Origin of the sequence: Pseudocitrobacter faecalis (assembly GCF_965231525.1) — a bacterium.
Classification (GTDB): domain Bacteria; phylum Pseudomonadota; class Gammaproteobacteria; order Enterobacterales; family Enterobacteriaceae; genus Pseudocitrobacter; species Pseudocitrobacter faecalis.
In genome coordinates, this window is sequence record NZ_CBDDNJ010000002.1 from 919801 (window position 1) to 932444 (window position 12644).

At 52.9% G+C, this 12644-nt stretch carries 12 protein-coding genes; 4 read left to right on the forward strand and 8 right to left on the reverse strand.

The window, feature by feature from the left end; all coding sequences use genetic code 11:
• Window positions 1–2: 2 nt before the first annotated feature.
• From ACOXYR_RS04960 to cysZ, 6 genes are all read right to left on the reverse strand, one after another.
• On the reverse strand, window positions 3–1556 hold the full coding sequence (locus ACOXYR_RS04960) for an EAL domain-containing protein (RefSeq protein ID WP_421355766.1): 1554 nt from the start codon (window positions 1554–1556) through the stop codon (window positions 3–5).
• Between the two features lie 102 nt (window positions 1557–1658).
• The gene (gene crr, locus ACOXYR_RS04965; RefSeq protein ID WP_008803873.1) at window positions 1659–2168 is read right to left on the reverse strand and encodes a PTS glucose transporter subunit IIA; all 510 of its coding nucleotides are present in this window, start codon (window positions 2166–2168) and stop codon (window positions 1659–1661) included.
• Window positions 2169–2206: 38 nt separating this feature from the next.
• A complete protein-coding gene (ptsI, locus tag ACOXYR_RS04970) occupies window positions 2207–3934 on the reverse strand; it encodes a phosphoenolpyruvate-protein phosphotransferase PtsI (protein WP_108473463.1) in 1728 nt (575 codons plus the stop codon).
• A gap of 44 nt (window positions 3935–3978) precedes the next feature.
• On the reverse strand, window positions 3979–4236 hold the full coding sequence (gene ptsH, locus ACOXYR_RS04975) for a phosphocarrier protein Hpr (protein ID WP_002913505.1): 258 nt from the start codon (window positions 4234–4236) through the stop codon (window positions 3979–3981).
• A gap of 380 nt (window positions 4237–4616) precedes the next feature.
• Window positions 4617–5588, reverse strand: a complete 972-nt coding sequence (gene cysK / locus ACOXYR_RS04980) for a cysteine synthase A (protein ID WP_015963515.1) — start codon at window positions 5586–5588, stop codon at window positions 4617–4619.
• A gap of 167 nt (window positions 5589–5755) precedes the next feature.
• On the reverse strand, window positions 5756–6517 hold the full coding sequence (cysZ, locus tag ACOXYR_RS04985) for a sulfate transporter CysZ (protein WP_113858070.1): 762 nt from the start codon (window positions 6515–6517) through the stop codon (window positions 5756–5758).
• Between the two features lie 230 nt (window positions 6518–6747).
• Here cysZ and zipA point away from each other — a divergent pair, with 230 nt between their 5' ends.
• The 3 genes from zipA to ACOXYR_RS05000 all read left to right on the forward strand — a co-directional run bounded on the left by zipA (window position 6748) and on the right by ACOXYR_RS05000 (window position 10096).
• Window positions 6748–7794 carry a cell division protein ZipA gene (gene zipA, locus ACOXYR_RS04990; RefSeq protein WP_113857935.1) on the forward strand — a complete coding sequence of 349 codons (1047 nt, stop codon included), beginning with the start codon at window positions 6748–6750 and terminating at the stop codon, window positions 7792–7794.
• A 72-nt stretch (window positions 7795–7866) separates the two neighbouring features.
• Window positions 7867–9882, forward strand: coding sequence for an NAD-dependent DNA ligase LigA (gene ligA, locus ACOXYR_RS04995; protein WP_189622715.1), 2016 nt, complete (start codon window positions 7867–7869; stop codon window positions 9880–9882).
• A gap of 1 nt (window position 9883) precedes the next feature.
• Entirely contained in the window at window positions 9884–10096 is a 213-nt protein-coding gene (locus ACOXYR_RS05000) for a DUF3820 family protein (protein ID WP_015963519.1), read from the forward strand.
• On the opposite strand, the gene ACOXYR_RS05005 is transcribed toward ACOXYR_RS05000, so the two are convergent.
• Window positions 10093–11100, reverse strand: coding sequence for a bile acid:sodium symporter family protein (locus tag ACOXYR_RS05005; RefSeq protein ID WP_421355767.1), 1008 nt, complete (start codon window positions 11098–11100; stop codon window positions 10093–10095). The two genes, ACOXYR_RS05000 and ACOXYR_RS05005, sit on opposite strands and share 4 nt — an antisense overlap.
• A gap of 89 nt (window positions 11101–11189) precedes the next feature.
• On the opposite strand from ACOXYR_RS05005, the gene ACOXYR_RS05010 reads away from it, so the two are divergent.
• A complete protein-coding gene (locus tag ACOXYR_RS05010) occupies window positions 11190–12116 on the forward strand; it encodes a LysR family transcriptional regulator (protein ID WP_189622716.1) in 927 nt (308 codons plus the stop codon).
• On the opposite strand, the gene ACOXYR_RS05015 is transcribed toward ACOXYR_RS05010, so the two are convergent.
• On the reverse strand, window positions 12107–12448 hold the full coding sequence (locus ACOXYR_RS05015) for a FlxA-like family protein (protein WP_421355768.1): 342 nt from the start codon (window positions 12446–12448) through the stop codon (window positions 12107–12109). The genes ACOXYR_RS05010 and ACOXYR_RS05015 overlap by 10 nt on opposite strands.
• Window positions 12449–12644 lie beyond the last annotated feature (196 nt).

A 12644-nucleotide genomic window follows, 5' to 3' on the forward strand; every position in this document is an offset into this window, starting at 1 on the left:
CGTCAGGCGTGGGAAATCTCTTCAAGCTGCGGAATGCGGTACGTTTTTTTCACTACGGTAGCCAGTTCGCTGACGGGCAGGGGTTTAGAAAAGTAGTAGCCCTGAAAGTAATCGACCTGTTTATGCGTCAGATATGCCACCTGATACTCCGTTTCCACGCCTTCAACGATAATTTTCATCCCCAGCGATTTTGCCATATCGATAACACAATCAATCAGTTTGGTCGAGTCCGTCGCGCTGGAAATCCCGTTTACAAACAGCTTATCGATTTTAATCAGCCCGACCGGCAACCCGGTGAGTAAATTCAGATTGGAATAACCGGTACCAAAATCATCCAGTGCGATGGTGACACCGCGGCTTTCGAGAAAAATGAGCGTTTCTTTTAACTCGTTCACCTTCTCAAACGGCTCACGCTCGGTGATTTCGGCGGTGAGGCGAATACTGTTTTCCGGGAAGCGTTTCAGAAATGCGCGACACTCGTCGATAAAGTTCGGTGTCTGAATATGTGAGGCGGTGAAATTAAAACTTACATGGAAAGGCAGGGGGCGCGCCTCAAGCAGGGAAGGCAGTTCATCGCCTGCCAGCGCCATTAATTTTCGTGTCAACGGCACAATCAGCCCACTCTCTTCAGCAAGCGGAATAAAGCTGTCGGGCGAGATGATCTCTCCAGAAGGCGTCACCCAGCGTGCAAGCACTTCCACGCCGTAGAATTTCCCTGAGCTGCTGCGGATGACCGGTTGATACCATGGGACAATTTCCCCTTCAGCGATGGCGCGTTCGAGGTTTTCATACAATGTGGGACGATGAAGAATATGTCGCCACAGCACAACCCCGACGATCAGCGCCAGGCACAGCGTTAGCAGCAACGACAGCCAGCCCTGTTGCAGATACAACGAAACGGGAACCGTCTTCCAGGCCGGATAATCGACGGAGTAGGGGAACTTCTCTGACTGCACATTGACATGCCTGGCGTTATCTTCCGCAGACGTATTGTGGTTTTGTCGTATCGCCGTATCGCCAATATGTAACGTCAGAGGCCGCTGGTTGCTTAAGAGTTCCAGTACCTCGGCCAACCACTGGCTACTGAAACTTGAGGTAATCATCCCATCCGGATATGCCGTTTGCAGCACAATTACCTTATCGCCCGGTGAGATGGTCTTATCATCAATGATGCTCAGTTCCTGCGCGATATGTGCCGCATAATTCATATTGATAGCGTTGGCATCATCATAAGAAGAGCAGTACAGAATCTTATCTTTATAGAGATTGATGATACGAATATGCGGAAAGGAAACCACCAGCCGTTCAAGTTCGGTACGCGTTTGGGCGGTGCAGGGTTGTGAAAGCAGAGGATGGGCTTTTGTTGCTGCCAGTCGGGATGCATTCAGCAGCGTATCGATTTTTTGCACGGTCTTTTTCGCCACCGCAGCGGTCTGCTCAAGCTCCGCGCCAATCACCTGAAACCAGGTTAACACTGCGCCACCTACGAGGATTGTCAGCACGCAGAAAAGGGTGGTGAAGGTTCTTAGCGTTGTGCCGACCACTTCATCTGCCATCCATTTTTATCTGATGAACTGGAAGTATACGCCAGCGAGCCAGCAAAGGGGCGATAGAGACAAAAAAGGCGCCTTTCGGCGCCTTTTTCAGTTCAGCAAGAATTACTTCTTGATGCGGATAACCGGGGTTTCACCCACCGTTACGCTACCGGACAGTTTGATCAGCTCTTTGATCTCGTCCATGTTGGAGATAACAACCGGAGTCAGAGTAGACTTGGCTTTCTCTTCCAGCAGCGGCAGATCGAATTCGATTACCGGGTCGCCGACTTTCACACGTTGGCCTTCTTCAGCGATACGTTTGAAACCTTCGCCTTTCAGTTCAACGGTGTCGATACCGAAGTGAACGAACAGCTCAATGCCGCTATCGGATTCGATAGAGAAGGCATGGTTGGTTTCAAAAATCTTGCCGATAGTCCCATCAACCGGCGCAACCATTTTGTTGCCAGTTGGTTTGATGGCAATACCGTCGCCAACGATTTTTTCAGCAAAAACTACATCCGGCACGTCTTCAATGTTAACGATCTCGCCAGAGAGCGGTGCAATAATCTCAATAGTACCGGTGTCTTTTTTGTCGTCAGAAACCAGAGATTTCAATTTGTCGAACAAACCCATGATCTTCTCCTAAGCAGTAATTGGGCCGAACTCGTGGATTAGCAGATTGTTTTTTCTTCAATGAACTTGTTAACCAGCGCCATTAACTCGTCCGTTGTCGGTTGAGCAAGAGCTTGCTCTGCTAATACCTTCGCATCTTCGAAGTTCGTGTTACGAATGATCTTCTTAATGCGTGGGATAGAAATGGCGCTCATTGAGAATTCGTCCAGACCCATACCCAGCAACAGAAGTGTAGCACGTTCGTCGCCTGCAAGCTCACCACACATGCCAGTCCATTTACCTTCCGCATGAGAAGCATCAATAACCTGCTTGATAAGCGTAAGGACGGACGGTGACATTGGTTGGTAAAGATGTGAAATCATATCATTACCACGGTCAACTGCCAGAGTGTACTGCGTTAAATCATTGGTACCGATACTAAAGAAATCAACTTCTTTGGCTAAATGACGAGCAATCGTGGCCGCAGCCGGTGTTTCCACCATCACGCCAATCTCAATGGACTCATCAAATGCTTTACCTTCGTCGCGCAGTTCCTGTTTGTAGATTTCGATCTCTTTGCGCAGAGCGCGGACTTCTTCAACAGAGATGATCATCGGGAACATAATGCGCAGTTTACCGAAAGCGGACGCACGCAGGATGGCACGAACCTGGTCACGCAGGATCTCTTTACGATCCATTGCGATACGCACGGCACGCCAGCCCAGGAACGGGTTCTCTTCTTTCGGGAAGTTCATGTACGGCAGCTCTTTGTCGCCACCGATGTCCATGGTACGGACGATAACCGCCTGTGAGCCACACGCTTCAGCAACGGCTTTGTACGCCGCAAACTGTTCTTCTTCAGTTGGCAGCGCGTCACGGTCCATGAACAGGAATTCAGTACGATAGAGACCAACGCCTTCAGCGCCATTGCGCTCAGCGCCTTCAACGTCACGCACGGTACCGATGTTCGCGCACACTTCAACCTGGTGACCATCAAGAGTAATGGCCGGCAGATCTTTCAGTTTTGCCAGTTCAGCTTTTTCAGTCGCAACTTGCTCCTGAACGGCGCGCAGTTTTTCGATCTCTTCGTTAGTCGGGTTGACGTAAACTTTGTTGTTTACGGCATCCAGAATCAGATAGTCGTCGTTTTTCACCTGAGAGGTGACGTTGCCGGTACCCACAATCGCAGGCAGTTCCAGAGAACGCGCCATGATAGAGGTGTGAGAAGTACGGCCACCGACGTCAGTGATAAAGCCCAGCACCTTCTTCAGGTTCAGCTGTGCGGTTTCGGACGGGGTCAGGTCAGCCGCAACCAGGATAACTTCTTCCTGAATTGCGCTCAGATCGATGATTGCCAGACCCAGGATGTTGCGCAGCAGGCGCTTACCGATGTCACGTACGTCAGCCGCACGCTCTTTCAGGTATTCATCATCCAGTTCTTCCAGGGCAGTCGCCTGACCTTCGATAACCTCATGAGCCGCTGCGTCAGCCGTCATGTGCTTATCTTTAACCAGGGCTATGATTTCCTGCTCCAGCTCTTCATCTTCGAGCAGCATGATGTGCCCTTCGAAGATAGCTTCTTTTTCTTCACCGAAAGTTTCGCCAGCCTTAGTCTTGATGGCTTCTAACTGTGCCGACGCCTTGGCGCGACCAGCCAGAAAACGCTCAACTTCCTGATCAACCTTATCGGCAGAAATTTTTTTCCGGTCGATGACAATCTCATCTTCTTTCAGCAGCAGTGCTTTACCGAAAGCGATACCCGGGGATGCTAAAATGCCTGAAATCATAACCCTACCTTACTTGTGACTGATATGAAAAAGAACTCTGGAAATTACTCGAGTTCAGCCATCAGCTTAACGAGATGCTCAACTGCTTTTTGTTCGTCTTCACCTTCAGCGGACAGGGTCACAACGGTACCCTGAGTCAGGCCCAGAGTTTGCAGTTTGAACAGGCTTTTCGCGCTAGCGCTTTTGCCGTTGGAGGTCACAGTGATCTCAGAAGTGAAGCCTTTCGCTTCTTTAACAAACTGAGCAGCAGGGCGGGTATGCAGACCGTTCGGAGCGGTAATGGTAACTTCTTGCTGGAACATTATATTTCCCCAACTTATAGGTTTAGTGTTGTGGAACTAAAGTCTAGCCTGGTGGCCTGACTTTAGCCTGTAGTAATCAGCGATGTCACGATTCTGAGCGCCGGAATCGGTACAAGCGTATCCGATTCTTGCGCTTCTGGCCTTCGGCGTTTCGCTTATCATTAAACATTATGCCGCGAAAGCGAGATTTGAACCAAATCATAAAATCGATTCAGCTTGTGCAAATCCGGAAATGAATAATTTCGCGCATCAAAATAAATCTGAATGTTAAATACCAGACCTGATGCGGTGAAGCAATGCCAGGGGGGGTAAAAGTTTGATGCGCGCCACAAAAAAGCACCCAAAAGGGTGCTTTTTTACGCGCTTTTAACATGCTGGCACTACTGTTGCAGTTCTTTCTCTGTGAAGAGATCGGCAAACAATGCGGTGCTCAGATAACGCTCACCCGATGACGGTAGAATAACCACAATATTCTTATTGGTAAAGGTTTCATCTTCCTGAAGTTTCAACGCTGCTGCAACAGCTGCTCCAGAAGAGATGCCTGCCAGAATACCCTCTTCTTCCATCAGGCGACGCGCGGTGGAAATGGCTTCTTCGTTAGTGATAGCGACAACTTTATCAACCAGCTTAAGGTCGAGGTTGCCAGGAATGAAACCTGCGCCTATGCCCTGAATTTTGTGTGGGCCTGGTTTGATCTCTTCGCCCGCCAGCGCCTGGGCAATGACCGGGGAATCTGTCGGCTCAACCGCGACGGAAATCAAATCGGTTTTGCCTTTTGTGCCTTTAATATAACGCGACACGCCGGTCAGCGTACCGCCAGTACCGACGCCGGCGATAAACACATCAACCTGACCATCGGTATCTTCCCAGATTTCAGGGCCGGTGGTCTTTTCATGAATTTCCGGGTTAGCCGGGTTGCTGAACTGCTGCAGCAACAGGAATTTTTCCGGATCGCTGGCAACAATTTCTTCTGCTTTTTGAATCGCACCTTTCATGCCTTTCGCGCCTTCGGTCAGCACGAGGTTTGCCCCCAGCGCTTTCAACAGCTTACGGCGTTCAATACTCATGGTTTCCGGCATGGTCAGCGTCAGTTTGTAGCCACGCGCGGCGGCAACATAGGCCAGCGCGATACCGGTATTACCGCTGGTTGGTTCAACCAGCTCCACGCCCGGTTTCAGCACGCCACGTTTTTCTGCATCCCAAATCATGTTGGCACCGATACGGCACTTAACGCTGAAGCTTGGGTTGCGTGATTCTACCTTCGCCAGAATGCGTCCGTTACCGATGCGGTTCAGTCGAACCAGCGGCGTATGACCGATAGTCAGCGAGTTATCTTCAAAAATCTTACTCATGGCCTGTCCTTAACTGTATGAAATTTGGGGTACTGCCCCAGCATACCTGCTTAAAGATTCTGCGGAAGTAAGTAATTAGCATATCTATATTCAGAAGGGAAATAATGGCTGTCAGGATGGAATAAGGAAAGCATAACGGCGCTCACGGGTGCGAGCGCCTGAAACGGTTACTTCCACATTGCGTGTTTATCGCGATAGCAGTCGACCCACATCGCCGTTGCGCCGCAGATGGCGACCGGAATGATGACCAGGTTTAACACCGGGATCATAGTGAAAAGACTCGCCAGCGCGCCGAACTGCATGTTCAAAACCTTGCGCTCGCGTAGAGACGCGCGCATCGTTTTAAACGGCACTTTATGGTTGTCGAACGGATAATCGCAATACTGAATCGCCAGCATCCATGCGCTGAACAGGAACCATAATACTGGCGCGACCGTCTGCCCGATGCCGGGGATGAAATAGAGCACCAACAGCACCAGCGCACGCGGCAGATACCACGCCAGCTTTTGCCACTCACGCTTCATGATACGCGGCACATCCTTTACTACGCCCAGCACACCGGTATCCGGCGGCGTCGCGCCGGTCAGCCTTGCCTCAAGCTGTTCTGCCAGCAGGCCGTTAAACGGCGCGGCAATCCAGTTCGCGATAGTCGAGAAGAAATAGCCGAAGACCAGCAAAATCGAAATAACCGCCACCGGCCATAAGAGGTAGCTCAGCCATTGCAGCCAGTCAGGGATTCGTGCCATCAACGAGGGGATCCACTCCCCGAGCTTATTGAACAGCCACCAGAACGCGCCCCCCATCAGTACAATGTTGACCAGCAACGGTAAAATAACAAACCGGCGAATGCCGGGTAACCCGATCAGTTTCCAGCCCTGCGAGAAATAGTAGAGACCGCTGCGCGGGGAAGGGGTGGATGATGAAACCATGGTCAGCAAATGCTCCTGTGTCTGACAGCTACGAAATTACCTGCGTATATTATCGGGTTGCCAGGGAATGACCAGTTAGGAAATGTTCGAAAAAACAGCAAAAAGCACGATTTAGGTTATCTTTCTGCGGGGAATGTCATGTGCGCACTTGCACTTGACGTGTTGGGCAAATACTCTTAGGGAGTAAATGTTTGCCGTGGTGGCAAGGTGTTAGAACAACAGAGAATATAATGATGCAGGATTTGCGTCTGATATTAATCATTGTTGGCGCGATCGCCATACTCGCTCTTCTGGTTCATGGTTTCTGGACCAGCCGTAAAGAGCGCTCGTCAATGTTCCGCGATCGCCCACTAAAACGCATGAAGTCTCGTGAAGACGACGAGTCTGATGATGGCTTTGATGATAGTGATGAAGGCGTGGGAGAAGTTCGAGTCCACAAGGTCAATCACGCCCCGGGCGTTGCAGGGGAGCATGACGCACCTCATCAGGCGCCTTCGCACCAGTACCAGCCCCCGTATGAGCGTCAGGTGCAACAGCCTGTGCGCCACGAGGAGCCAGCCCGGCCATCCGCACCGCAGCCTCAACAGCCGCGCGTGCAGCAACCGCCTGTCCAGCATTCGCCTGTACAACAGACGCATGCGCAGCCACAGCCGGTTCACCAGCCACAACCTCATTCGCAGCCGCAGCCTGTTGCCGCACCTCAGCCGGTGCAGCCCGCCGCGCCGCAGCCTCAACCGGTTGCTCCGCCACAGCCTGCTGCGCCAGAACCTCAGGTCGCGCAACCACAACCTGCGCCAGCCGCGGTACAGCAGCCAGAGCCTAAACCGGTTGAAGAAGCACCCGCGAAACCTGAGCGTAAAGAGACCGTTATTGTAATGAACGTCTCCGCACATCAGGGCACGCAGATCAACGGCGAACTGCTGCTGAACAGTATTCAGCAGGCCGGGTTCAAATTTGGCGATATGAATATTTTCCATCGCCACTTAAGCCCTGACGGCAGTGGCCCTGCGCTCTTCAGCCTGGCGAACATGCTGAAACCTGGCACCTTCGACCCGGAAAATATGGCTGATATGGCGACGCCAGGTATTACTATCTTTATGCAGGTACCGGCTTACGGCGATGCGTTGCAAAACTTCAAACTGATGTTGCAGTCCGCACAGTATATTGCCGATGAAGTAGGTGGTGTGGTGCTTGACGATCAACGTCGGATGATGACGCCGCAGAAACTGCGCGAATACCAGGACCGTATCCGCGACGTGCTGGAATCGAACGCCTGATCACGGCTGGCGTTTTATCAACTCTCCCTGAACCCCCGCCTGTCGGGGGTTTTTTATCATTGATGGTGTGATATGGAACCGATCGAACAACAACTGAATGAACTGCGAACCACGCTTCGCCATCATGAATACCTTTACCACGTTATGGATGCGCCGGAAGTTCCGGACGCCGAGTATGACCGCCTGATGCGCGAGCTGCGCGAGCTTGAGGCGCAACATCCCGAACTGATTACGCCAGATTCGCCGACGCAACGCGTGGGTGCATCGCCGCTGGCCGCGTTCAGCCAGGTGCGTCACGAAGTGCCTATGCTGTCGCTGGATAACGTGTTTGATGAAGAGAGCTTCCTCGCTTTCAACAAGCGCGTGCAGGATCGACTGAAAAGCAGTGATGCGCTGGTCTATTGCTGTGAGCTGAAGCTGGATGGCCTGGCGGTGAGTATTCTTTATGAAAACGGCGTCATGGTGCAGGCGGCGACGCGTGGCGATGGCACCACCGGGGAAGACATCACCGCTAATGTGCGCACCATTCGTGCGATCCCGCTAAAACTGCGCGGAGACAATATCCCGGCACGCCTCGAAGTGCGTGGTGAAGTGTTCCTGCCGCAGGCGGGGTTTGAAAAAATCAATGATGACGCGCGACGTACCGGTGGCAAATTATTTGCCAACCCACGTAACGCGGCGGCAGGCTCATTGCGTCAGCTTGACCCGCGGATTACGGCGAAGCGACCACTTACTTTCTTCTGCTACGGCGTGGGTATTCTGGAGGGGGGCGAACTGCCCGCCAGCCACATGGGGCGTTTGCAGCAATTTAAAGCCTGGGGTTTACCGGTGAGCGATCGCGTAAAACTCTGCTCCTCCCCGGAGGAAGTGCTCGCTTACTATCACAAGGTTGAAGAAGATCGCCCGACGCTCGGCTTTGATATCGACGGCGTGGTGATTAAAGTCGACTCGCTGGCATTGCAGGAACAACTGGGATTTGTCGCGCGCGCTCCACGCTGGGCGGTAGCCTTTAAATTCCCGGCTCAGGAACAAATGACCTTTGTGCGCGACGTAGAGTTCCAGGTGGGCCGCACCGGAGCCATCACCCCGGTTGCGCGCCTTGAACCGGTGCAGGTCGCGGGCGTACTGGTCAGCAATGCCACGCTGCATAATGCCGATGAAATCGAGCGTCTTGGGCTGCGTATTGGCGATAAAGTGGTGATTCGCCGTGCCGGGGATGTTATCCCGCAGGTGGTCAACGTGGTGCTTTCCGAGCGCCCGGAAGAGACGCAGGAAATTGTGTTCCCGACCCACTGCCCGGTTTGTCAGTCTGACGTTGAGCGCGTGGAAGGTGAAGCAGTGGCTCGCTGTACCGGCGGCCTGATTTGCGGGGCGCAGCGCAAAGAGTCGCTGAAGCACTTTGTCTCGCGCCGTGCGCTGGATGTTGACGGTATGGGCGATAAAATTATCGACCAACTGGTGGAAAAAGAGTACGTCCACACCCCTGCCGATCTGTTCACGTTAACCGCAGGTAAGCTGACCGGTCTCGATCGTATGGGGCCGAAATCGGCGCAAAATGTGGTCAACGCGCTGGAAAAAGCGAAAAACACCACCTTTGCACGCTTCCTCTACGCCCTCGGTATCCGTGAAGTGGGTGAAGCCACGGCGGCTGGCCTGGCAGGTTATTTCGGCACGCTGGAGGCGCTGGAAGCCGCATCGATTGAAGAGCTGCAAAAAGTGCCGGACGTCGGCATTGTGGTCGCCACGCATGTCTTTAACTTCTTTGCAGAAGAGAGCAATCGCGACGTCATCCAGCAGTTGCTGAAAGAGGGCGTGAACTGGCCTGCGGCGGTTATGATCAATGCTGAAGAGATCGACAGCCCGTTTGCCGGGAAAACGGTTGTCCTGACCGGTAGCCTGAGCCAGATGTCGCGCGATGACGCAAAGGCGCGTTTGGTGGAACTCGGCGCAAAAGTGGCGGGCAGCGTGTCGAAGAAAACTGACCTCGTGATTGCCGGTGAAGCAGCAGGCTCTAAGCTTGCGAAAGCGCAGGAGCTGGGGATTGAGGTCATTGATGAAGCCGAAATGCTGCGGCTGTTAGGCGCCTGATATGGATAAGGCGCAGCTCATTGAAATCGCCAATACGGAAATGCCGTTTGGTAAATACAAGGGGCGTCGGTTGATTGACGTCCCCGAAGAGTATCTGCTGTGGTTTGCCCGTAAGGATCAGTTTCCTGCCGGGCATTTGGGCGAGCTGATGGCCTTAACGCTGCTGATTAAAACCGAGGGGCTGACCCAGCTGGTGCAGCCCCTGAAGCGTTAAGCGTCGGATGTCCCGGCCGCGCGGGCCTGCTCTTCGGCCTGCAATTTTTCTGCCTGCTGTTTGTAACGACGCGCCAGTACCGCGCACACCATCAACTGGATCTGATGGAATATCATCAGCGGCAGTACCATCATGCCGATAACCGATGTCGGGAACAGGATGTTCGCCATCGGTATCCCGTTCGCCAGGCTTTTCTTCGAGCCGCAGAACACAATCGTAATTTCATCCGCTTTATTGAAGCCTGCTTTACGTGCCACCAGTACGTTCACGGCAATCACAATCGCCAGCAGGATGATACTCACCACCACAATAAACAGCAGCGAACCCATGCCCACTTTGTGCCAGATACCGTTCACCACCGCTTCGCTGAATGCCGAGTAAACCACTAACAGAATGGAGGTCTGGTCGGTTTTGCCAATCCACTTTTTATGCTTCGCGACAAACGCGCCGGTCCACGGGCGAGAAAGATGCCCAAGCACGAACGGCAACAGCAGTTGCAGCATAATTTTACCAACCTGCTCAAGGCTACCTTCCGCGCCGTGCATGTTCATCAGCAAACCAACCAGCAATGGCGACAGGAAAATCCCCAGTAGGCTGGACGCTGACGCAGAACAGACCGCCGCCGCAACGTTCCCGCCCGCAAGCGACGTAAACGCGATTGCTGACTGGACGGTTGCCGGCAGTATGCACAGATAGAGGAAACCGGTATACAGCGCCGGATCCACCGCCACCGGTGACCACCACACCAACAGCACGCCCAGCACCGGGAAGAGAATGAAAGTGCTGCACATTACCCACAAGTGTAATCGCCAGTGGCTGCCCCCGGCGATAATCGCTTCGCGAGACAATTTGGCACCGTGCATAAAAAACAGCAGCGCAATCGCGGCGGTGGTCAGATGTTCAAAAAACGGCACAAACTCGCCGCGTGCCGGGAAGAAAGAGGCCAGCAGCACCACGGTAATGAGCGTCAACGTAAACGGGTCAAGAATACGAAAAAGTTTCATAAAGACTCCTGAAAATCGATGGCGCTATTGTGCTTCTTTCAGTTTGAGAAATAAAATTGATTTATTGCATCCATTCATGAAGAAAATAGATGAATTACTCATTAAAACAATTAAAGGTTTTCGTCACGGTGGCGCAGGAGAAAAGTTTCAGCCGCGCGGGAGAGCGTATCGGTCTGAGCCAGTCGGCGGTCAGTCACAGCGTGAAGGAGCTGGAGCACCATACAGGCGTTCGCCTGCTGGACAGAACCACGCGCGAAGTGGTGCTCACAGAGGCAGGGCAACAGTTGGCTTTGCGTCTGGAGAGGTTGCTGGATGAACTGAACAGTACCCTGCGCGACGCCGGACGAATGGGGCAACAGTTAAGTGGAAAAGTCCGCGTCGCCGCCAGCCAGACCATTTCCGCGCATCTTATTCCGCAATGTATTGCCGAAAGCCATCGTCGCTATCCTGATATTCAGTTTGTCCTGCACGATCGTCCGCAGCAGTGGGTGATGGAAAGTATCCGCCAGGGGGATGTAGATTTTGGCATTGTCATCGATCCTGGCGCAGTGGGCGATCTGCAGTGTGAAGCCATTCTTTCCGAACCTTTTTTTCTGCTTTGCCATCGTGAACACCCGCTGGCAGCCCGGGATTATGTGCCCTGGCAGGCGCTACAGGGCGCAAAACTGGTGTTACAGGATTACGCTTCAGGCAGCCGCCCGCTGATTGACGCCGCGCTGGCACGTAACGCTATTCAGGCGGATATCGTGCAGGAGATTGGTCACCCGGCGACGCTTTTCCCGATGGTGGCCGCCGGTATCGGCATCAGCATTCTTCCGGCGCTGGCGCTACCGTTACCGGAGGGCAGCCCGCTGGTGGTGAAACGTATAACGCCAGTGGTGGAACGCCAGTTGATGCTGGCGCGCAGGAAGAACCGGTCGCTTTCAACCGCCGCTGAGGCGTTATGGGATGTGGTGCGTGATGAAGGCTGCGCGTTAATGGCAGGGCGGGAAGGGGATCCGTTGTATCAGATATAGATATCAATATGTGACGTTTTTTCAGCGGAACCCGGAAGGGATGCATTCAGCGATGAACGTTGCTCTCGCTCCTGCGCTCTTTCCGCCTGCAGTCTCTGTAACTGCGCCAGTTGCGCTTCCAGGAGGGTAATTTGCTGTTGAATTAATTCAGCCTGTTTTTGCTTATCTTCTGCACTGCCGTTCGTGTCTGCAATCTCTTTAAGTTGCTGAGTGAGTTTAACGATTTGCTGACTGATGCGCGCAATTTGAGAAGCAATATCGTTACCTTCTGGCGCCTTGTTACTACGTTGTGTTTGTATGGAAGGAATCGATGTTGAAGATATAGTGGCCATTGCTCAGTCCTCGTCGCTGTACGAGATAATATCGGCAGAAGAACGGGGAACTTGAGTAAGAAAAAATTCTATCTTGTGAATCACGCATAGCAAAAAGGCGCCTTTAGGGCGCCTTTTTACATTGGTGGGTCGTGCAGGATGACTCGCTTCGCTCGCCCTTCGGGCCGTCGCCGCGAGCGGCTCCGTTGTTTCGCTA